Source organism: Pseudomonas sp. TH39(2020), assembly GCF_016650715.1.
Taxonomy (GTDB): Bacteria; Pseudomonadota; Gammaproteobacteria; order Pseudomonadales; family Pseudomonadaceae; genus Aquipseudomonas; species Aquipseudomonas mandelii_C.
Genome location: NZ_JAEKFF010000008.1, coordinates 648815 through 670214, shown reverse-complemented (window position 1 = coordinate 670214; position 21400 = coordinate 648815). Strand labels below are relative to the sequence as shown.

Genomic DNA, 21400 nt, shown 5'->3' with positions numbered 1-21400 from the left:
AGTTTTATCTCTAACACTCTCGCGCAAGTAAAACCGCTTCAAAAAAAACAGCTAGGACCGGTTTTCTGGCTAGTGGTATGCCGATGCAGACCGGAGGACCAGTATCCATCGAGGCCTCTTCCGCAGCCCAACGACAATGATTGGCATTGGCCAGGACACGCAACGCTCTTAGAGGCGCCTTTATAAAAAATGCTTTACTGAGGCAATCTGCTAGCATGCTGGCACGGCGCATTTACAAGGAGAAGCATGTGATCGTAGGGCTGTTATTAAGAAATTACAAAACATACCAAAATATAAATTACATACCTCTTTCTAACGGCAGTATGTTTTCAGCAATAGTTGGCGAAAATGGCTCAGGTAAGAGTTCTGTTCTAGAGGCGCTTGATAGTTTCTTTAATTCAACAGAATGGAATCTGAATCACAGTTTGACGAAAGGGTATCCCGAGAGGGAACCGTACATTTGTCCTATTTTTCTTATAAAAAAGGGTTCATTTGACTTCGAGTACGAGGAACATGACGATTTTCTTGAGAAAATAAATGAAATGGCATGGTCGGCAACCCCGCAAGAATTTAATTCATCGCCGAAACCTGTTAGCGAATTCTGTTCCAATAGAGATGTTTTACTGAGTGGTGGTTACGGAGTTCATAGTCATTACCTTCTACCTTTAGGGCTGATTAAAACAGCGGCGGGTGCAGCGCCCGGCTCGTACTTTTCAATATTTGAATCTCTGGAAGAATTTGGGGCTCTTAAAGATGATCCATATTGGACAGGGTTTGAAGATGCCCTATTTTACTATGTGCAAACAACATACCAATACATATACGTTCCATCCGAGATCAATTTCAAAGAATACACAAAGATAGAAAGCAAAACAGTCCAAGCACTTCTAGGAACAAAAATTGAGGAGATAGTCAGAAATATAGTAAAAAAAGCGACAGTCACCGACATCAACCAGAAGCTCAATGCGTTCCTAGCAGAAATCTCCAATACACTTGAAAATTACGAATACAAAAAACCTGCAAAAAAACAGAACCTATTCAACCAATCGCACTTAACAGAAAAAATCATAGAAGCTTTCTTTGATAGTAAAATTCTTACGAAAACGGTGGGGAAAGATAGTGTTCCAGTAAACAATCTAAGTTCTGGAGAAAAAAGACAAGCTCTGATCGATATTGCAAGAGCGTTTCTTTTAGAGACTGAAGCAACCAGGGAGCATCATGTTATATTTGCTATAGATGAGCCCGAGCTTTCCCTGCATGTTTCCGCGTGCTTTGAACAATTCGAAAAATTGAAAGACATCTCTCAAGCTCGGGTCCAGACAATTGTCACTACCCATTGGTACGGATTCATGCCGATTGTATCTGACGGTGTCGCCATTTACTGCCCTAAGCTTGAAAGCGAACTAATAATGATTGATTTGCGATGCTTCAGGGAGGACATTGCAAAGCTTAGAAAAACGACGCAAGGAAAGCTACCTTCGGACATAGAGCTTAAAGGATTAAACGATCTCGTTCAGTCAATGATAGCTTCTATAACAGGCAATGACTATAGGTGGATAGTTTGCGAAGGCTCGGCAGACAAGATTTATCTCGACTTTTATTTATCGAGAAAAAAATTATTTATTCTGCCAGTTGGTGGTTCTAAGCACGTTAAGAAAATATTTAGATACTTGGAGATGGCTCTTGATGACCATCGAGACGACATTAAGGGTAAAGTTTTTTTACTGCTAGACACTGATAAGGCATTTGAAAAATATGATGCTAGCGAATCGATAAAGCAAATTCAAATCAAGCGCATACATAATGACATCGATGAAAGCAGAACAATGCTGAAATCAACAAATAATACTGAATATCATCCTCCAACGGTTATTGAGGACACACTAATACCCAGCGATTTTATAACCACACTTAGAAGCTTCGAAAGTGATCCAGACTTTGGGGACTACGTCGGGCCTCTCTTGGAGGCGATAAATCATGATCATGAAGACTGGCCTGCGGGGTTGGCGTTCGATTTGCGGACAACTGAGCAACGCAGTATGGAAGAATTATTCAACTTACCTAGATTTAAAGTTAAGTTTGCTCTCAAATATGCTGAGATTGCGGACGTGTTGAATACTCCATCGTGGATGAATGAGCTAACTGACTTCTTGTTTCCAATTATTAGAAAGACTCGCGCTAATAAACCAAGAGGTTAGCTTTACGGATACCTGTGAGCAGAAAAAGGGACAGGTTTATTTTTTGTCCTGGGAAAACAAACCCGTCCCCTTTTCGTTTTTACTCTCAATTTCTCTTCCCTCTTCTAGCATTGAAGAGAGATTTTTCCGATTGCTGAAGCTGAAACCTAACTCGAGGAGTAATCCGAGAGAGTTTCTTTTTTGAATTCTTGATGTGTTCACGAACATCCGAAGAAAAATTTTGAATAACCATATTCATAATTAAAAGATCGGCGCTTTCTGTTTCTACGCAAAGTTCTGCAATCAATGTTGATAGAGACCCCGCGACGTAGCCCATAGCTACTTCGCATCCGAAGGCAGGTGAGATCTCGTCACTATACTCGACATTCATCCCCAAACTAATTCTTGTTAGAGCTGCTAGTGCGCCTCCGTGAGTCGCACTATTAGCGTACTGATAGCCTTGCCTCAGCATCTCCATTTCAACAAAATCTTCCAACTCTCGAAAGGTGACTCTTGCTCGACCTAGTTCTACCGCTGCCCATCCCAAATCTTTGGCAAAGGATGGGCCAAAAATTTTTACCAGTTGCCGCTTCTGATTTTTTAGCGAACTTAAATATTTTTCATCCGCTTTATTCTTAGCCCCATTCGTACCCTCACTACAACCTGACTCAACCAGTCTCAACTCGTCAATTATGCTGTGTGCCAAGTACATTTGCGCACACTTATCAGATTGTTTGCTCAAAAAAATCGCAACAATACAAATTTCGTGAATTGATCGCCACCTCGCTAATGCACCATCGGCATACCCAGCTCGTGCAAGCGCTATGACTTCACCGACTACGCTATATACTCGTAAAACTACTCTATTCAACGCGAGTGCAGTGTTCGGATTGGCGTACGGCCCACTCTTAATTGCAGATGCAGTCCCGTCCCACTCTACCACTAGATGTCTTAGCATATTTAACTGATCTACGGCTTTCCCCCAAAGCTTTTCAACTGTGCTAGCGCGCAACTCCTGTGTTTTATTAAGATATTCAGTGTGCTCCATCGCTTGGGTGTGTAGCTCCACTCCGATTAAATCGGCCATCTTCTCCAATGTAACTTGGACAGCCGGTGGTAAAGCTTCAGTTATTTGCGCTCCGACCTCCTTAATTGTGTCTTTTAGATCCTCTATAAGGCAGGTAATCGTGGCCTGTATTTCTTCTCCTGTCTTGCCGAACGAGCATGGGATATCTAAATCAATTTTAATGCTGCCATCTTCGGCATTACTAAGCGCATTTATCAACGCTTTCAAGTCGGACTCGTCGCAGGCCAAACCCAGCCGCTTAACCGACTTAGACATAGCCATCGGCAAAACATTTTCGGGTGCTACGGTTTGCTCCATAGCCTTATCCAATTGTTCCTGTATTCCACACGGCTTTTTCACTGTCGACTTCCGTTTCAAATAAGAACATTTCATTGTCCCCCCGTACGCAAGTAGACAGGGGCTAGTCACCCTTCATGATGACGACAAAGCCGGTAACGAGTCCACTGTTAGTGGATGATGAATTTAGTAGAAAACCAACGTCCGATTTTGGCCGGAATCAGACTGATTCAAGAGTTCACACTACCCACCACACCTGCGACGCTCAACCTTAAAAATATGTCGGATGCGTCCACGATTTTCTCAAGGTTTCACCTCGCGCAAGAAGCGTGCATCAGATTTTTAAACATCTCCATAGGGTGCTTGTTTAAGCGCCCTCAAGGTTACGTCCTGAAAGCTACAAAACCTTGCGCCGTTGCCTACGGCTGCGCCAGAATCCGCCGGCTTGTGCGCCTTGGGGGCCCTCGGTAACTTGATTCGTGTCACTGCCCATCAGTGATCGGGTTTAGCAGCTCGTGGTTTACGAAGCGCATCTGCATCCAGACAGTCAGGTCATTTAATGCCTGCACTTCTTGGTAGCTGTGCGCAGGGCGCCCTCGGGCGCGCCGGATTCGTACTCCCCGGTCTGCTAACCTGCGCTCAGCTGCCACCCATCGTTTAGCAGCGACACGGTGACGGCTCCAAATTGGAGTACTGAACATGTTCAAGGTCACACCCAACCCGCCGGACACCGATCCGGTCTCCCCGTACGAACCCGATTCAAAAAAACTCAACGAAGCCGCCGAGCGGGCTCTCAATTACCACTTCCCGTCGATTGCCGACATCAAAGCCACCCCGCGAACTCGCAGCACTCTGTTTTACGTGGACCCAGAGGCCACGACCGAAACCCTGGCGGTTTTTCTGGTCGAAACCCTGGCCTCGGTTGATGTGATGGTCCACGAGTTGGCGGACCTCTTGGAGGGTTGCTCGCGCTATTCCCTGTTGGGCATTTCCAACAGCGTCATGGTGGCCGAAATCACGGCAAACCGATTGCTGGATAAAATTGAACCACCTGCGTAAGTGCGGTCTGCTGGGGTGAGTGGGTGACTGACGTTGGGTTGGGCAGTTTTTCCCTTTTGGGGGCCGCTGCGCGGCCCAGCGGAAGCACGCTCCCTCGCCACAGGTTTCTCGGTTGCCGTTGCTGACCGGTGATTGGTTTTGTGTCAGGCCTGGGATGTCGCGTCATCGTTCATCGCGAGCAAGCTCGCTCCCACAGGTATTGCGGCGACTTCATGCCCGAGTACAAGCCCTACATCCTCGACGGCAAAACCATCATTGCTTCACCGCACATGGTTTATGGCCCGGAAACCAATGACCTGGCGCTGCAGCCGCGCAAGCACGGCGTGTCGCAAATCATATTGGCGGGCATGGCGGCGAACCTGTGGAGTTTCTAAAGGCCAAATAGGTCAAGCGCGACCAGGCTGTGCCTCGCGGTGCGGGGTACAGCCTTGTCAATACGAGACGCTCTTCGATTCTATGCAAACCCGAGAAACGACAGGATAACCACGACAATTACAACTACCCCGACGATGTAGATGATGTTGTTCATGAATTCCACCTCTCAACCTGAATGGATTGCGAAATGTGGTCGTTACAACCACAAGGTACTGCACCTTTACTGGCAATTCCATTGCGCAACACACCTGGCTCCGTTGCTCATTTGCAACCGCGCGACCCGACTTATAGCCAGTATCCCCACAGTCGCCCCATCTGCTCCTTGGCTCTCGAAGCGAGCGAGCGGCGCTGCCACTTTTCCAGCTTGATTTCCTTCGACTTGGCCAGGTCAGCCATGAATGCCGCCTGCATCTTTTTTGCAAATCCGGTGCCCAGCACAACGACGTTGACTTCATCGTTGTGCAGGAAACTGCGCCAGTCGAGGTTGGTGGAGCCGACAGTCGACCACACACCATCGATGACGGCAGTCTTGACGTGGAGTAGCGCATCACGGCGTTCGTAAAGCTTGACGTTGGCCTCCAGCAGTTCTCTGTAGTAGGCACGTCCGGCATGGAACACCAGCCATGAATCGGTGCTGCTGGGCAGCACCAGCTTGACGTCGACGCCACGTGCTGCCGCCTCCTTGAGTGCCGCCAACAACTGCGGATCGGGCACAAAGTAGGCGTTAGTCAGCCATATCTCGGTCTGCGCGCTATGCAGCGCCGAAATCAACGTCGCATAGATCTGGCTGAACGGCTCATCTGGCGAGCTACCGATGGCGCGAATCACTTCGGTGCCTTTGCGCTCCTGTGGCGGAAAGTAGTGGCGAGCCGCGAGTGGCTCACCTTTCTGGGTCGTCCAGGTTCCGATGAACAGCTTCTGCAGGTCCGCAACCACGGGCCCCTCGATGCGCAAGTCGGTATCTCGCCAGGGTAATTCACCCGTTGGACGAGTTTTCGAGTGAGCGCTGAACGACCCCCCCGAATAGACGCTGCTGATGTTGATCCCGCCGAGAAAGGCAATACGGCCGTCCACTATCAGCAGCTTTCGGTGGTCGCGCTGGTTCACGTCCCAACCCACTTTCGCCGTCGCCGGATTGACTGGGTTGTACTCCAGCACTTTGATGCCCGCGTCGGTCAATCGAGAGAAAAACGCTGAGGGTGTGCCAAGGGTTCCGACGCTGTCACGGATCAGATTGACCTGTACGCCTTTTTGTTGCTGAGCGATCAGTGCGGCGGAGAAACGCTGACCGACTTCATCATCGTCGAGGATGTAGGTCTCCATGTTGATGTGGTCGCGCGCAGCTTCAATGGCTTTGATCATCGACTGGTAGGTGCTGGGACCGTCCTGCAGCAAGTCGATCTTGTTTCCTTCCGTTAGCGGGTTACCGGCAACGGATTCTTCGATTGCGAGGTGCACATCGAAGATGTTGGTCTCTGCTCCGGTGGACTTGAGTCGGTCGAGAATGGCTTTGCTGCGCTCGGCTGACAGAGGTCCGTTTATCCCGTCGAGTTGCACTGGCGCAGAAGGAGCGCGAGCCATGTCGGGCACTATCCTCGGCAAAGCACTGGAGCCAATCACAAATGTCAGGAGCACAACCACGCCTAGCACCAGGGCAATACATGCACCCTTACATCGGGTTAGAAGATTCATTAGGCCCCCTCTTGGCGAGGACGGTGATAGCGCTCTGTCCGGGCGCCTTGCGGACTACGCAAGACGCCTTGATGGACGGGTTTCAGCGCTTGATCAGGGAAATCTTCGTGCCCTCGATGCTCACCCCAGCCATTAACCCTTGCTGGTCGAAGATGAACGCGTAGGCATCGTCCTTGAGTGTCGAACTCGACAGATTCTTCGCGACCCCTGCGTCAACCACGACAACGGTTGGCCCCACGCCGACTTCCCAGCCCTTGGTCTCACGAACATAGTTCACGGCTTTGTCAGTCATCAGGAACAACGCATAACCGTACGATTGGGCGCCTGCCTGCAGCCCCCATGACCCCGTTACGGAGTTGTAATAACTATCCACTTTCGAGCCCTTCATCAGCACGCCTTCGCCATAGCTGCCACCAAACACGAGGCCGGCCTTGATGATTTTCGGGAAGACCAGCACCGCTTTGGCTTTCTGCGAAATGTCTTTGGCAACGGGTGAGGCCTTGTAAAGCGTTTGCAACGCTTGCTTGGAGTCGGCATTCAGGTCCTCGGCGGTTGCCGCACCTGCAGTGTTGAGGAGGCTCGCTGATGCCAATGAGGCTGTCGCGAGGAAGATTGAGAGGAAGAAGCGCATTGACTGAGTCATTTTCGTACTCCGGTAAGGGAGCAGGGGATGGGAGCAGCAGTCAGCGCCTGCACCAGACAGGATCCGAACCTACTGAACGTTATCCGGCGCACCCTGATGTGTGTGAATAGCAAAGCTTCGCTTTTGAATGAACCAGGCCCAAGGCCGGTGATCAGTCGCGATGCCATCAGTTGGTTGGACCACTGCGCAATGGCCGGGTTCGTTGTCTGAGGCAAAGTGGTTGATGACCCCAAAAGAAATGCCCGGCAACGACAAACTCAAATACCCCATCCTTCTCGCACAGCCCTTCGAATGCCTTCCAGCAACATCGCAAATGCCGGGTTGTCATTGTTCTCGCGCCAGATCAAATGCAGCTCGCTCTGCACACCTTCGCCCAAATCGATATCGCGAAACACCACGTTCTTGAACACCACGCTGGTGGCGCAGCGAGGCACCAGGGCCAGGCCCATTCCGGCGTTGACCAAGGCCAGGATGGTCAACGATGAACCGAGCCATTGCACGTACTCCGGGGCGACGCGGGCAGAGCGGAGCATGCCGGTCAGCAGTTCGTTGAACGGTGGGTAGGCGGCGTGGGAGTACATCAGGAACGGTTGCGCATCGAGGTCGTTGACCGAGACGGTTTCTGCACTCGCCAGCCGATGACTGCTCGGCACCGCCAATACAAACGGTTCACGCACCAGGCATTCGGTGGCGTATCCAGGCTCCAGCAACGGCGCTCGAACGATGCCCAGATCGATACGCCGCGCACGCAGGGCTTCATGCTGCTGGTAGGTGTTCATCTCCGTCAGGTCGATTTTCACATGCGGCTGTTTGAGCCGTGCTTCGGCGATGACTTTGGGCAGGAATTCATACACCGCGCTGCCAACGAAACTGATGTTGACCGAGCCGATGTCGCCCTCGGCAAAACGGCGGGCGGTGACGGCGGCTTGCTGGGCGCGCTCCAGCAGGTTCTGCGCTTCGATGAAGAAGGCGCGGCCGGCGGCGGTCAGGGCGACGCTGCGGGTGGTGCGGGTGAACAGTTCGACGCCCAGGTGGTGTTCCAGCAGTTGAATCTGTCGACTGAGGGGCGGTTGAGTCATGTTCAACCGTTCGGCGGCACGGCGGAAATTCAGTTCAGTCGCCACGGTGGTGAAACAGCGCAGTTGGGTCAGTTCGAACATTGATCTAATTCCGGTATCAATCGAATGCCAAGTTAGATTAGACGGGATCAATACCTGCGTCCATCATCGGCCTGTCCCTAAAAAAACAATGATTGGGAGTTGCCCCTTGAATGCCGTCCAGAGTCCGCCGGACCCGAATGTACTCGCCCGCGCAGCGGCCAAGGTGAAGCGCCATGTGTTGCCGCTGTTCGTGGTGATGTTCATCGTCAACTACATCGATCGGGTCAACATCGGCTTCGTGCGCAGCCACATGGAAACCGACCTTGGCATCGGCGCAGCCGCCTATGGCCTGGGTGCCGGGTTGTTCTTCATCGGTTACGCGATCTTCGAAGTTCCCTCCAACATGCTGCTGCAACGCTACGGCGCTCGCGCCTGGCTGACGCGCATCATGTTCACCTGGGGCGCGGCAGCAATGGCCATGGCGTTTGTGCGCGGTGAAACCAGCTTCTATGTCCTGCGTTTTGTTCTCGGTGCAGCCGAAGCGGGGTTCTTTCCCGGCATCATTTACTACTTCACCCAATGGCTGCCGTCGACCGAACGTGGCAAAGCCATGGCGATTTTCCTCAGCGGTTCGGCCATTGCCTCGGTGATCTCCGGTCCTGTCTCCGGCGCGCTGTTGAATGTCAGCGGTTTCAGCCTGCATGGCTGGCAGTGGATGTTCCTGATTGAAGGCTTTGCCTCGATCGTGCTCTGTGGATTTGTGTGGTTCTGGCTGCAATCCCATCCCCGCGAGGCGACATGGTTGAGCGCCGAAGAAAAGGACGCACTGGTTGACGCCATCGCCCTGGAACAACAGGCCCGCGAGGCCACACAGACAGTCAAGCCGTCGATGTTCAAGCTGCTGGCCGACAAGCAAATCGCACTGTTCTGCTTCATCTACTTTTCCATCGCCCTGACCATCTACGGCGCCACGTTCTGGCTGCCGAGCATGATCAAGAAAATGGGCAACCTCGGCGACTTCCAGGTGGGCCTGTTCAACTCGATTCCGTGGATCATTTCGATCATCGCGATGTATGGCTTCGCCGCCATGGCCAGCAAATGGAAACACCAGCAAGCCTGGGTGGCCTTGACTCTGGTGATCGCCGCGTTCGGCATGTTCATGTCCACCACCGGCGGGCCGATTTTCGCCTTCGTCGCCATCTGTTTTGCCGCCATTGGTTTCAAGGCCGCCTCCGCATTGTTCTGGCCGATTCCGCAAGGCTATCTGGACGCTCGCATCGCCGCCGCGGTGATCGCCTTGATCAATTCCATCGGCAACCTCGGCGGTTTCGTCGCCCCGACGGCGTTCGGTTTCCTGGAGCAAAAAACCGGCTCCATCGAAGGCGGCCTCTACGGTTTGGCGGCCACATCACTGGTCGCGGCCGTGGTGATCTTTTTCGCCCGCACGGCACCGCGTGGCGATGCGCTTCGGGCGCTGACCGGCAAACCTGCCGCCGACGCGGCACCACAAAAATCTATAAGTCACCCAGCTTTGAAACCTGATCCAAAGGGAGCAGCCTCTTGAAAATCAAACGAGTCACCGTCACCCCAATCGCCTTCCGTGATCCGCCGCTGCTCAACGCCAGTGGTATTCACGAACCCTTTGCGCTGCGCTCGATCATCGAGATTGAAAGCGACAACGGCTACATTGGCCTCGGTGAAAGCTACGGCGACACCCCGGCGCTGTTGATCCAGCAGCAACTGCAAGACCAGTTGATCGGCCTCGACCCGTTCAACCTCAATCAACTGCGCCGCATCGTGCAGGCCACTGTGGCGGCGAGCAAACCGGCGAGCATTGCCGGTGCGGAACTGGCGCCCGGCTCCCATGCCAGCAAAGCGGTGAGCAATGCGTATTCGGCGTTCGAAGTGGCGTTCCTGGATTTGCAGGCGCACTCGTTGAACGTGCCGTTGGTGGACTTGCTGGGCGGTGCGATTCGCGACGAAATTCCGTTCAGCGCCTACTTGTTCTTCAAGTACGCCCAGCACGTCGACTCACCCTACAAACCCGACAGTTGGGGCGAAGCGCTAAACGAAGAACAGATCGTCGCCCAGGCCCGACGCATGATCGAGGCCAACGGTTTCAAGAGCATCAAGCTCAAGGCCGGCACGCTGCCGCCGGAGCACGAAGTGTCGTGCATCAAGGCGCTGAAAAAGGCTTTCCCCGGTTACCCGTTGCGCATCGACCCGAACGGCAACTGGTCGTTGGAAACCTCGATCCGCATGGCCGAACTGCTGGGCGATGACCTGCAATATTACGAAGACCCGACGCCGGGCCTGGACGGCATGTCCGAACTGCACAAGCGCACCGGCCTGCCGCTGGCGACCAACATGGTGGTCACCGACTTCGATGAGTTCCGCCGCAGCGTGGCGTTGAACAGCGTGCAGATCGTCCTCGCCGACCACCACTACTGGGGCGGCCTGCGCGACACCCAGGCGCTGGCGAAAATGTGCGAGACCTTTGGCTTAGGGGTGTCGATGCATTCCAACTCCCATTTGGGCATCAGCCTGATGGCGATGGCGCATGTCGCCGCCGCGGTGCCCAATCTGGATTACGCCTGCGACACGCATTACCCGTGGCAGGAACCGGATGAAGAAGTGATCAAGGGCGGCAAAATACCCATCGTCGATGGCTGCGTGAAAATCACCCGCGCCCCCGGGTTGGGCCTGGAACTGGATCACGATCAACTGGGCAAGCTGCATGACCAGTACCTGACGTGCGGCATTCGTCAGCGCGATGACGTGAAACAGATGCAGCGTTACAAGCCGGAGTGGAAGGCGGTCAAACCGCGGTTTTGAGTTCAGTCAGCAAACGCTCTATCTGTGCCAGCTCCCAGGTGCTGAGCAAACTGACCGGGTCGGTGCCGTAACGTTGCCAACTGTCGAACTCACCCTCGCGGCCGTCCGGGCTCTGGCACCGTTGGCAGTGGCGCAGGTGATTGCCGTCGAAGTCGAGGGTCAGACGCCAACCCTCGATTTCGACCTGTACCTGGCCCGGCTCGGATTGTTCGTCGAGGCGCTTCAGAAGCCGAACTTCCAGCGCGGCGTCGCGCAATTGCTGGTAAACCTCGCGGGCGGTCAGGGGTAGCACAGGTGTCTCCGGTGAGTTCGTGGCTTGCGTAGAATCGGGGTGCACAGAATAGACGATCATGGTGAAATCTCCGCGAGCTTGTGCTGTGAACACCTACTGATCTGGAACCCTACATGAAGAAAGCCGCGGTACTCACCTTCGCCCTGATGCTCAATGCAGGATTATTCAGCACGCAAGCACAGGCAGCCGGCGATGCTGAAGCGGGTGCGACACTGTTCAAGCGGATATGCGGTGGCTGCCATCAGGTCGGGGAGTCGGCGCGCGGTTCATTCGGGCCGCAGCTCAATGGCATTTTTGGACGCCCTTCGGGCAGCACCACGGATTACCAATACTCTGATGCGATGAAATCAGCCGGTATCGTCTGGACCCGTGAAACACTGACCGCGTACCTCAAAGCTCCAAAAGAAGTAGTACCCGGTACTCGCATGATTTTCTGGGGGCTCAGCGACCCGGAAAAGATCGACAACCTGTTGGCGTACCTTCAGACGTTTCAGCCGCAATAGGGCTTTGTGACGTACGTAAGGCATTTCATGGCCGTTTGCGCCTCGTCGAAAAAATTCCTCACTTTTTCGTCGACGTTGGCGCTGAATTCCGGGGCGACGGTCAACCAGTGGACGGGATTGGAGTGTGTAACGCCCCAATCCCGCTCTTTCTATTGTTTGCCAACCGGCAAGGATGGGGTTCGAGGCGGGATCAATCGTTTTGACCCGATCGACTCGAACGCTGAAGCCAGGCGCAGCAGCGTCGAATCGTCATAGGCACGACCGGCAAATGTCAGCCCGACGGGCATGCCGATGTCCGGCATGACGCCCATCGGCACCGTGACTGTGGGAACGCCCAGGTGCCGGATGGCGAGGTTGCCGTTGGCAACCCAGATGCCGTTGCTCCACGCGATATCCGCAGATTTCGGATCGACATCGGCATTCGCCGGACCCACGTCGGCAACCGTCGGGAACAGCACCGCATCGAGCCTCAACCGATCCATCCAAATCTCAAGATCGATTCGACGCGTCTGTTCAAGTCCGCGCAGTCCGTCAGAAACGGTGGTGATCTGGTCCCACGGGGTAATGCCGCGCTCGGCCATCTTCACGTACTCGTCCATGCCTGCGGCAAGGTCGTCCTCCCGGTTGGGGAGAGTGCCCGGGTCGTGGGGGAAAATCAGCGGTCCGTCGACATCGGCCAGGCGGTTCAACTTGGGATCGCCATTGGCCCGCAGAAAATCATCGAACGCCCAGGCCGACAGGTCCCACAACTCATGATGCAGGAACTCTTTGGACACCAGGCCCCGCGTAAATACGGTCGGCGCACCAGGGCGATCACCTTCGCAATTGGAGACTAGCGGGAAATCGACTTCGATCACTTGCGCACCGGCAGCTTCGAGTGCCTTGCGCGCCTCTGCCCAGAGCCCGATCACGGAAGGGCGGGTGACGACTCGCTGCCCCGTCGGACCACCGATGCCAGGTGCATCGCTCGTGCCGGCATCCGGATCCGCGTTGATGTACATGCGCGGAACGCCAAAGCGTTTTCCAGCCAGTGCATCGGACTTCACCGCCAACTCGGCATAGGAAGCGGGGCGCACCGAAGCGACGCTCGGAATCGGCACCCAGGGTTGCATCCGCCACAGATCGCCACGGGTGTCGGGATCATCCGCCACCACCACGTCGAGCACTTCGAGCAGGTCGGCCATGGTTCTGGCAAATGGCACGACAACGTCCATCGTCGGCGTCAACGGCCAGTTGCCGCGCACCGAGATTACCCCGCGCGAAGGTGTATAGGCACACAAACCATTGTTCGATGCAGGGCCGCGTCCGCTCGACCAGGTTTCTTCCGCGAGGCCGAATGCCGCGAAGCTGGCGGCAGTTGCCGTACCGGCGCCGTTCGATGAACCCGAGGCGAAGGGGGCGGTGAGATAGTCAGCGTTGTACGGGCTCTCCGCGCGGCCGTAGACCCCGCGCTGCATGCCGCCGTTTGCCATGGGCGGCATGTTGGTTTTGCCCAGGCAGATCGCGCCAGCAGCGCGAAGCCGTTCGATCGTGAATGCATCGCGATAAGCAATCAGGTTCGCGAAGGCCGGACTGCCAGAGGCAGCGGTGAGCCCCTTCACCAGGTAACTGTCCTTGGCCGTATAGGGAATGCCATCGAGCGGACCCAGCGTCTCGCCCTTGGCCCGACGGGCATCGGACGCCTGCGCCTCGTCGAGCGCCTCGGGGTTTCGAACCACCACCGCGTTGAGGGCGGTCGGCGTGTCGGGTCCGTCGTAGGCATCGATCCTGGCGAGATAGGCCTGGACCAGCTCAACCGCAGTGGTTCGACCAGATTCGAGCGCAGCACGCAGTTCGGCAATGGAAACTTCGGTGACCTCGATCATGCTGTTACCACCGTCTGCTGATGGGCGATGCGATGAATGTTTCCATCACGCTGAATGTTGGGCTCAGGGACATCATTAATCTCAAAAAGGGTATTCATCGGTGTTCTCGTTGCGCTGCTTTACGCGCTCTATTTAACACCAAGCCGGGAGCAGAGGCATCGCCCAAGGCGATGCAACGTCTTCAGGCTTTGCTGGCCGCCAGGTAAGCGCCAAGGCGTTGTCCCATTTGCTCGCCCAAGGCTTGCAGACCACTCAAGGGACGGACCATCACCTCAAACTCAACGATTTTTCCTTGTTCGTTGAACCGGATCATGTCGATGCCCTTTAACGTTTTTCCGCCGACGCTGGCGCTGAACTCCAGGACGACGTTCAGCCCGTCTGCGGTCGACAGTTCCCGGAGGTAGACAAAATCCTCAAATACCTCGATGACCGTGTTGAGAATCATCGATACCACGGCCGCACCCGAGTAAGGCGTGTGAGCCATCGGGGAGCGGAATATCGCCTGTGGGTCCAACAAACCGGGCAAGGCGCTCAAGTCACCCTTGCTGATCATGTCGTGCCACTGGTTCAGGGATTCTGCGGCTTTGGGATGCAATTTCAGTTCAGACATTTCAACTCCGATGGTTTGCCGTGTGACATTCAATAGTGCCGCCAGGATCGACTTGCGACCCTGCGGATGCACTAAAAGTAGCTCACAAAAAAAAGCCCGGCTGATCAGGCCGGGCTTCTTTTCAGAGACCGCTTTAAAGCTACTCAGTCACTGATCAGCGACACACAGCTCCCCGGTGGCGCGTATCAGTGCCTGACCATGCAGGCCGTCCTTGATCAGGCTGGATCGTTCTTTGGCTAGCCAGTTCGCGCATTCCGGGTCATTGCGATAGGGCGCGAAGGCGGCGTATTGCTGCAACAGGCGGTTTTGCAGCTCATCAAGCTGTGGCCGGATTTGATTGGCGAGGTCTGGTCGCGGCGTGTCAGGCGCTTTGCCAGCCGCTCGCCATTGGGCCACCAGCCCGTACTGCACCAGCTTGTTGGCTTCAATCTGGGCGGCGATCAATTCGGCGAACTCGTCGGGGTCCAGTTTGCGCTCAACGGCCAGCTTCCTGGCGTTGGCGATGACTTGCGCTTCCCGGGCACTGTCCTGGATCGGTTTGCCACTGTCCCACTTGGTCAGCGCCACAAGATCAGCAATGCTCAGACGTTCGTTCAACGTCACCAGCAGCGGTTGCAAGCTATCGGGTACCGGGGAGGGCACACTGGCCTGTGCGCTGCTGGCGAGTAAACCGAGGACGGCGCAGATCAGCAGTTGCGGTAAATGTGGGGAACGGGGCATCGGCAAACCTCATCGGGTACGGGACTCACAATCAGGTGTTATGTATCACAGGTGTGGCGGAGGCATTAAGCAGGGATCGATTTATTTTGTGCACGAAAAAGCCCGGCTTGTCAGGCCGGGCTTTTCGTTGAGTGCTTCGGTAAAGCTATTCATTTATGCAGCGCGGCTTTCGATCAGACGATCCGAACCACCTTCAGCGACGCGTTTTTCGATCAGACGATCCGAACCACCTTCGGCGACGCGGTTTTCGATCAGACGATCCGAACCACCTTCAGCGACGCGTTTTTCGATCAGACGATCGGAGCCACCTTCGGCGACGCGGTGTTCGATCAGACGATCGGAACCACCTTCGGCGACGCGTTTTTCGATCAGACGATCCGAACCACCTTCAGCGACGCGTTTTTCGATCAGACGATCCGAACCACCTTCGGCCACACGATTTTCAATCAAACGATCCGAACCACCCTCAGCCACACGACTTTCAATCAGACGATCCGAGCCGCCTTCAGCGACAACGGGGTGAGCAGAGGTAGCGGCGAAAGCGTTAACTGCAAAAACCGAGAAAGCGATGCTGAGGAGGATTTGGCGTTTCATGATGGTGTGCTCCGGGGTGTAGTTGTTTGGTATGGGGCTGATGTTACGCCGCGGATTTTTTATGAGAACTTCATTGAGGTGATGGTGACTATCGACGCCGGCAATGATCCTCCAGTCGTTGGCTCTACCGCTCAGCCAGAACCGCGACGTCCTTGCGGACGGAAATCGGTGGTACGGCCTGCCCATCAGGACAATGGGCAGGCCAATGCAACGCAATACTTAGCGCAAGGTGCGGAAGGCTGCGCGCAGTTCCTTGGCGAACAACTCGGGTTGTTCCCATGCTGCGAAATGCCCGCCCTTATCCACTTCGTTGAAATAGATCAGGTTTGGATAGGCGCGCTCGGTCCAGGTTTTCGGCGCCTGGTAGATTTCGCCCGGAAACACAGTCACGGCGACAGGGATCTTGATATCCCGGGTCTTCTGTTCCACGGCATTGAAGTTGTTGGTGTTGTTTTCCCAATACAGGCGAGCAGACGAGATGGCGCTGTTGGTCAGCCAATAGAGTGAAATACCGTCGAGTATTTCGTCCTTGGTCAGGGATTTTTCCGCATCGCCGCCGCTGTAGGTCCACTGGTTGAACTTATCGAACATCCACGCGGCCAGCCCTGCCGGTGAATCCGACAAGCCGTAGCCGACGGTTTGTGGCCGGGTGCTCATCATGGCGCCGTAAGCCGCATTTTTGCTGAAGAAGGTTTTCAGCGACTCATAGGCCGCGGTCTCCTTGGCCGACAGACCGGCGGGAGGCGGGGTGCCGTCGTTGATCGCCTTGGCGACATCGGCTGGCACGGTGGCCGGCATGTTCACGTGGATACCCAGCAAGCCGGGTGGTGCCTGGCGTCCCATGGCGTCGGCGATCACCGATCCCCAGTCGCCACCTTGCGACACGTAGCGCTTATAGCCCAGGCGCTTCACCAACACATCCCACGCCGCGCCGATACGGTCAGGACCCCAGCCGCCGTCGGTGGGTCTCTGCGAGAAACCGTAGCCGGGCATTGAGGGAATGATTACGTCAAAGGCATCTTCGGCTCGACCGCCGTAGGCCGTTGGGTCGGTCAGCGGGCCGATGGCTTTGGTCAGTTCCAGAATCGAACCGGGCCAGCCGTGGGTGAGCAGCAACGGCAGGGCGTTGGGATGTTTCGATTTGACGTGGATGAACTGGATGTCGAGGCCGTCGATGTTGGTCACGAACATCGGCAAGGCATTGAGTTGGGTTTCAACCTTGCGCCAGTCATATTGCGTGCCCCAGTAGCCCACCAGCGCCTGCAGTTTTGCCAGTTGTACACCTTGAGATTGATCGTTGACCGTTTCACGGTCGGGCCAACGGGTCGCCAGTACGCGCTTGCGCAGATCGGCAACCGCGTCTTCAGGGATGTTGACCTTGAATGGACGAATCGCGCTGTCCTTCTCGACGGTGACGACAACCTGCGGCGTCGTACTGGCCCGGGCGTAAGTGGGCGAGACGAGGGCGACCAGTGCGATGGCACCAGCGGTTGCTGAAACAGCTAACAGGCCGCGCCGGAACGCGGCAAACGATAGTGCTGACATGGTCGTTCTCCAGGGGTATTGGGGCGATAGTTTCGAGCGCGATGGGTTCCGATCTAGTTCAGGAAGGCATTGGCTTGCAGCACGAAATCGTTGGCATATTGGAACAATGCACCGTGTCCCGAGCTTGGATAGATGAGCAACTTGGCGTTCGGAATATGCTGTTGCAGCGTGTAGGAGTTCTCGGTGGGCACCATCACGTCCTTGCTGCCGTTGACCACCAGAGTTGGCTGGGTAATCTTGCTCAATTGCGAAAAAGTGCCGTCACCGGGAATGCTCCATTTGCCCAGCGCCGCCCCTTGGGCTGCGATGACCTTCATCGAACTGAGCTTGTCGAGGTCTTCCGTGCGCTGGTGGCGCCTTTCCCAGAATTCCCGGGCCGCCTGCTGGCTTGACGGCGTCGGATCGAAGAACAGGTAAGCGGTCTCTTCTTGCGTGGCGATCGATTCGCGCAGCGCGATCCCCGGAACCCGTGGATCATGTCCCGAGACCCCGCCGCGCGGCGACGTTCCCGCCAGGATCAGCCGGCGCACCAGTTGTGGATGACGCAACGCAACTTCCTGCGCCACCATGCCGCCGATTGAAAAGCCAAGCACGTCTACTTGCGTCAACCCGCGGGCGCGGGCAAATGCGGCAACGTGGTCGGCCATACCTTCGAATGAATCGGGTGTTTCGCCGCTGCTAAGACCCACGCCAGCATTGTCGAACAGGTAGACCGGGCGCTGCTTTGCCAGGCCATCGGTCACTGCCGGGTCCCAGTAATCCATATTGCCGCGAAAGTGCTGGAGCAAGATGACAGGAATGCCAGTCTCCGCCCCGAAGTGACGATAGGCATAACGCACTCCGTCAGCTTCCACGAATTGATTGGGTGCACTGTTGTGCGTGGCAGTCGGCGCGGCAATGGCGCCGCTGACTGCGATGGCAAAGAATGCCGCCCCGAGGGCTAGCCGTTGGAAGAGGTGCATGGTGTGCTCCTCACGCGACGGTTTCGGGATTCAGATAAGCCGCTTGCTCAGTAGACAGGCTGGCTTTGATGGCGCGTGTCCCTTTGTCTGCGAGCACTTCTTGCAGGCCGGCTTCCACGCCGTCCAGCGACTGGATCACGACTTCGGATGGCTGGACTTTTGGCACGTCAAAACCATGGGTCAGGTCGGTGTCGATGAAGCCCACATGCAGGCCTTGCACGTTGGTGCCCTGGCCATGGAGTTCGAGCCGCAGCGAGTTGGTGAAGCTCCACGCTGCCGCTTTCGATGCCGCGTAAGCGGACAGGAAAGGCGCAGCGACCCAGGTCGCATCCGACAGGACGTTGACGATCGCGCCGCCGCCGTTGGCTTTAAGCACAGGAGCGAAGGCCAGGCTGACGTGCATGACGCCGTAGTAATTGGTTTCGAAGATTTCGCGAGCGGCTTCTACCAGGCCAGGATCAAGCATGGATGGCAGGATGCGGGCAATGCCTGCATTGTTGACCAGCAGTGTCACGTCGCCCGCTTGGGCCACAGCCGCGGCAACCGATGCCGGGTCGCTGACGTCGAGGCGAATGGCGATCACGCCCGGAATGTCGACGCCTTCGGGATTGCGCACCCCGGCATACACCTTGCTCGCGCCGCGGGCCACGAGTTCTTTTGCGAACGCAAGACCGAGACCACGGTTGGCGCCGGTAACGAAGGCAACGGAATTTTTTATTTTCATGATGGTGTGCTCTGGTTGGATAAGCGGCTTTCGCCCTGTAAGATTGCGATCGCAATCATTGAATTAATAATGGTGGTCGCATTTATTAAAGTCAAGACAAATATTAGCGGCGTAATAAAGCCTTGCTAGTATAGGGTTTTTGTTCATTGTGAGTGCAATCATAGTGTGCAAGAATGAACGCATAGGAGCCTCATCATGAAAATCTCGAAAGAAAAATCAGAAGCCAATCGCGCTGCATTGGTGGAGACGGCGAGCCGCCTGTTTCAGCAGAAAGGGATCGATGGCGTGGGCGTTGCCGAAATCAGCAAGTCGGCTGGTTTGACCCACGGCGCGCTGTACGCACACTTCCCATCCAAGGAAGCGCTGGCAGCCGAGGCGCTCGCGTGGAGCCTGGAGCAGAGCAATGCCAAGCTCTATTCGGGTACGGTGGACGGCGAGCCGGACCTGGAACGGTTTCTCTGCGACTATCTGTCCGTCGATAAACGCGACGATTACGCCGACCACTGTGCAATGGCCGCGTCAGCCAGCGAAATTGGCCGCCAGGATGTGGCGATCAGCTCAAAGTTTACCGAGGGCTACCTGGTGCTGGTGCGGGCGTTCGAGCGCAGAGTGGCGGCCAACAATCCTGGCGCCGACGCGCTTGCGATCGCCATGGGCATCGTTGCCGCAATGGTTGGCGGCCTCTCGGTTGCACGTGCCACGGCGAAGGCCAGACCGGAGGTGTCGGCCCAGGCACTGAGGGGCGTGCGTCACATTATCGACGCCGCGCTCCGCAAACCGGACTAATTGGAAAGACATGCGATAAAAACGCGCCGGACTGCATTTGACACGATTCTCGGCCAGCAATAACTGCAACTGACGGCCCCATCAGACCAGCAATTCGCTGCAAATGAACCGCATTTGGCGAGGCCGGCGTGCGTGGAGGCAACCTACCGACTATGAGCAACGGCTGCCAGTTGCTCGGTATCTACGCGAACAAAAATGGAGTCTCCAATAGCCGTCAGCACATCCCCCGCATAGACCTCGCAGATGACGCGAGTTTTGCGTCCGACTTCACCTTCGACTTTCGCACGCAGGGTCAGCGGTACACCCATCGGTGTCGGTTTGATGAACTTGATGCCAAGGTTGCCAGTGACGCAATTGATGCGTGGGAGGTTCCCGACTTCGCGGCGTTCCATACGGTAGTGATATGCCATCGCCGTCCAGTTTGAATGGCAATCAACCAGCATCGCTGTCAGTCCGCCGTAAACCAGATCCGGCCAGCCGCAATACTTGGCATCGGGCACGTGTTCGGCCATGACATGCACGCCGTCCTCATGCCAGAAGCTCTTGATGTGAAGCCCGTGCGGATTACTGCTGCCGCAGCCGTAACAAACGCCTTCAGGTGCGGCGGTGTCTTGCAGGGAGATGTCGAGCCTGGACATACCGTGGTCATCCTCAAAAATGTGAACCAAACCGTCGGATTTTAACGCTGCAATCGGGCTTCGGTCACTCGGGCAACCCCGCCCGCTGCAGTCCATCCGCGAGGCGCGCGAAATCCTCGGGCCGCTGGATGGGCAGCCAGTCTTTCAGGTTGGAGACGCGCAACGATGGATCCAGCTCTTGCAGGCGCTGCATCGCCTGTTTCGCTTTGTCCATTCTGCCACCAAGGCCGCCGGGACCAGGAGGCTGGGCAGGTTCCCCAGCGCCTTTTCCGACCAGGCAGAAGCGGTGTCGAAGCGCCCGGCGAAGAAATGCGCGAGCGCCATTCCGACCTGCATCCTGAACATTTCCGGGTCCAGCGGACTCAAACGAACGGCATGCGTCAAATGCTCAATCGCTTCGTCTGTTTCACCGCGCAGTGCGCGCAGGATACCGCCCAGGTACCAGGCGGGAGGAGGTTGGGCCTTGGCTTCCTGTTTCTATCGATCACGCTGATCGCTTTCAGCGGCCTCAACAGCCGAAACCTCGCCTGCGGTATAGGTCTCTTCAATACGGGGCGCCAGTTGGGTGGTCTGATGGGCGTCGCAGGACTCCAGACACTGATCGACCATAACGTCTTCGCCAATGCCGTGGTCCTCGGCGCCAATGTCACCCCGGGAGGAACTGCGGTCATCGAACGGCTGACGACCACGACAGCCATGCTGTCGGTGAAAGGGATGGATGCAGCGGCCGCCGGCCGTGTAGCGGTGAGTCTTCTGGGCCGGATCGTGTCAGGTCAAGCCACTGTGATTGCCTTCGACACCGCGTTCATTGCTGTCGCCCTGCTTTTTGTAGTCGCCGCGCCCATGCTGGTTGGCATCAAGATCGGACTGTCGAAATACGCGAAAGTACGCACAGCGCGAACCGTAGCGTGAGGCTT

General features: G+C 55.9%; 20 protein-coding genes and 2 pseudogenes. 8 read left to right on the top strand and 14 right to left on the bottom strand.

Features of this window, described 5'->3' with window-relative positions:
• The first annotated feature begins 248 nt into the window (after positions 1-248).
• The gene (locus JFU47_RS31420) at positions 249-2198 is read left to right on the top strand and encodes an AAA family ATPase (RefSeq protein ID WP_201188231.1); all 1950 of its coding nucleotides are present in this window, start codon (positions 249-251) and stop codon (positions 2196-2198) included.
• A gap of 85 nt (positions 2199-2283) precedes the next feature.
• Here JFU47_RS31420 and JFU47_RS31415 read toward each other — a convergent pair whose 3' ends face one another.
• Positions 2284-3561, bottom strand: a complete 1278-nt coding sequence (locus JFU47_RS31415; protein WP_201188229.1) for a DUF5677 domain-containing protein — start codon at positions 3559-3561, stop codon at positions 2284-2286.
• Positions 3562-4239: 678 nt separating this feature from the next.
• Here JFU47_RS31415 and JFU47_RS31410 point away from each other — a divergent pair.
• Together JFU47_RS31410 and JFU47_RS31405 are read left to right on the top strand one after the other, a co-directional pair.
• Positions 4240-4599: a DUF6124 family protein gene (locus JFU47_RS31410; protein WP_140679954.1), complete on the top strand. Its 360-nt coding sequence runs from the start codon at positions 4240-4242 to the stop codon at positions 4597-4599.
• A 206-nt stretch (positions 4600-4805) separates the two neighbouring features.
• Positions 4806-4961, top strand: a pseudogene (locus JFU47_RS31405) (cysteine hydrolase); the annotation flags it as partial.
• A 298-nt stretch (positions 4962-5259) separates the two neighbouring features.
• On the opposite strand, the gene cls reads toward JFU47_RS31405, so the two are convergent.
• From cls to JFU47_RS31390, 3 genes are all read right to left on the bottom strand, one after another.
• Complete coding sequence (gene cls, locus JFU47_RS31400; protein WP_242485191.1) at positions 5260-6555, bottom strand: cardiolipin synthase; 1296 nt, start codon at positions 6553-6555, stop codon at positions 5260-5262.
• Positions 6556-6748: 193 nt separating this feature from the next.
• Positions 6749-7309 (bottom strand): lipid-binding SYLF domain-containing protein, encoded by a 561-nt coding sequence (locus tag JFU47_RS31395; protein ID WP_140679951.1) that lies wholly within the window; start codon positions 7307-7309, stop codon positions 6749-6751.
• A gap of 257 nt (positions 7310-7566) precedes the next feature.
• A complete protein-coding gene (locus tag JFU47_RS31390) occupies positions 7567-8469 on the bottom strand; it encodes a LysR substrate-binding domain-containing protein (RefSeq protein WP_201188224.1) in 903 nt (300 codons plus the stop codon).
• A gap of 106 nt (positions 8470-8575) precedes the next feature.
• Between JFU47_RS31390 and JFU47_RS31385 the strand changes: the two genes are divergently transcribed.
• Together JFU47_RS31385 and JFU47_RS31380 are read left to right on the top strand one after the other, a co-directional pair.
• Positions 8576-9973, top strand: a complete 1398-nt coding sequence (locus JFU47_RS31385; protein WP_201188222.1) for an MFS transporter — start codon at positions 8576-8578, stop codon at positions 9971-9973.
• Positions 9970-11244: a glucarate dehydratase family protein gene (locus JFU47_RS31380; protein WP_201188220.1), complete on the top strand. Its 1275-nt coding sequence runs from the start codon at positions 9970-9972 to the stop codon at positions 11242-11244. Before JFU47_RS31385 ends, JFU47_RS31380 begins: the two co-directional genes overlap by 4 nt.
• Here the strand turns inward: JFU47_RS31380 and JFU47_RS31375 are convergent.
• Positions 11228-11536: a DUF7693 family protein gene (locus JFU47_RS31375; RefSeq protein WP_123366360.1), complete on the bottom strand. Its 309-nt coding sequence runs from the start codon at positions 11534-11536 to the stop codon at positions 11228-11230. The two genes, JFU47_RS31380 and JFU47_RS31375, sit on opposite strands and share 17 nt — an antisense overlap.
• Positions 11537-11649: 113 nt before the next feature.
• Here JFU47_RS31375 and JFU47_RS31370 point away from each other — a divergent pair, with 113 nt between their 5' ends.
• Positions 11650-12039 carry a c-type cytochrome gene (locus tag JFU47_RS31370; RefSeq protein ID WP_201188218.1) on the top strand — a complete coding sequence of 130 codons (390 nt, stop codon included), beginning with the start codon at positions 11650-11652 and terminating at the stop codon, positions 12037-12039.
• A gap of 149 nt (positions 12040-12188) precedes the next feature.
• On the opposite strand, the gene JFU47_RS31365 is transcribed toward JFU47_RS31370, so the two are convergent.
• From JFU47_RS31365 to JFU47_RS31335, 7 genes are all read right to left on the bottom strand, one after another.
• A complete protein-coding gene (locus JFU47_RS31365) occupies positions 12189-13904 on the bottom strand; it encodes an amidase (protein ID WP_201188216.1) in 1716 nt (571 codons plus the stop codon).
• A gap of 181 nt (positions 13905-14085) precedes the next feature.
• A complete protein-coding gene (locus JFU47_RS31360) occupies positions 14086-14514 on the bottom strand; it encodes a nuclear transport factor 2 family protein (protein ID WP_201188213.1) in 429 nt (142 codons plus the stop codon).
• A gap of 147 nt (positions 14515-14661) precedes the next feature.
• Positions 14662-15234, bottom strand: a complete 573-nt coding sequence (locus JFU47_RS31355; protein WP_201188211.1) for a chorismate mutase — start codon at positions 15232-15234, stop codon at positions 14662-14664.
• 153 nt (positions 15235-15387) lie between these two features.
• Positions 15388-15828, bottom strand: a complete 441-nt coding sequence (locus JFU47_RS31350) for a phage infection protein (protein ID WP_201188209.1) — start codon at positions 15826-15828, stop codon at positions 15388-15390.
• 219 nt (positions 15829-16047) lie between these two features.
• Positions 16048-17373, bottom strand: coding sequence for an epoxide hydrolase family protein (locus JFU47_RS31345; RefSeq protein ID WP_201188207.1), 1326 nt, complete (start codon positions 17371-17373; stop codon positions 16048-16050).
• A 53-nt stretch (positions 17374-17426) separates the two neighbouring features.
• Complete coding sequence (locus JFU47_RS31340; RefSeq protein ID WP_201188205.1) at positions 17427-18335, bottom strand: alpha/beta fold hydrolase; 909 nt, start codon at positions 18333-18335, stop codon at positions 17427-17429.
• 10 nt (positions 18336-18345) lie between these two features.
• Positions 18346-19059 (bottom strand): SDR family oxidoreductase, encoded by a 714-nt coding sequence (locus JFU47_RS31335; protein ID WP_201188203.1) that lies wholly within the window; start codon positions 19057-19059, stop codon positions 18346-18348.
• Positions 19060-19254: 195 nt separating this feature from the next.
• On the opposite strand from JFU47_RS31335, the gene JFU47_RS31330 reads away from it, so the two are divergent.
• Positions 19255-19845, top strand: coding sequence for a TetR/AcrR family transcriptional regulator (locus JFU47_RS31330; protein ID WP_201188201.1), 591 nt, complete (start codon positions 19255-19257; stop codon positions 19843-19845).
• Between the two features lie 143 nt (positions 19846-19988).
• On the opposite strand, the gene JFU47_RS31325 is transcribed toward JFU47_RS31330, so the two are convergent.
• Positions 19989-20483, bottom strand: a complete 495-nt coding sequence (locus JFU47_RS31325; protein WP_201188199.1) for a PaaI family thioesterase — start codon at positions 20481-20483, stop codon at positions 19989-19991.
• A gap of 64 nt (positions 20484-20547) precedes the next feature.
• A pseudogene (locus JFU47_RS31320) lies at positions 20548-20977 on the bottom strand (tetratricopeptide repeat protein); the annotation flags it as partial.
• 67 nt (positions 20978-21044) lie between these two features.
• Between JFU47_RS31320 and JFU47_RS31315 the strand changes: the two are divergent.
• Positions 21045-21395: a hypothetical protein gene (locus JFU47_RS31315; RefSeq protein ID WP_446739652.1), complete on the top strand. Its 351-nt coding sequence runs from the start codon at positions 21045-21047 to the stop codon at positions 21393-21395.
• Positions 21396-21400 lie beyond the last annotated feature (5 nt).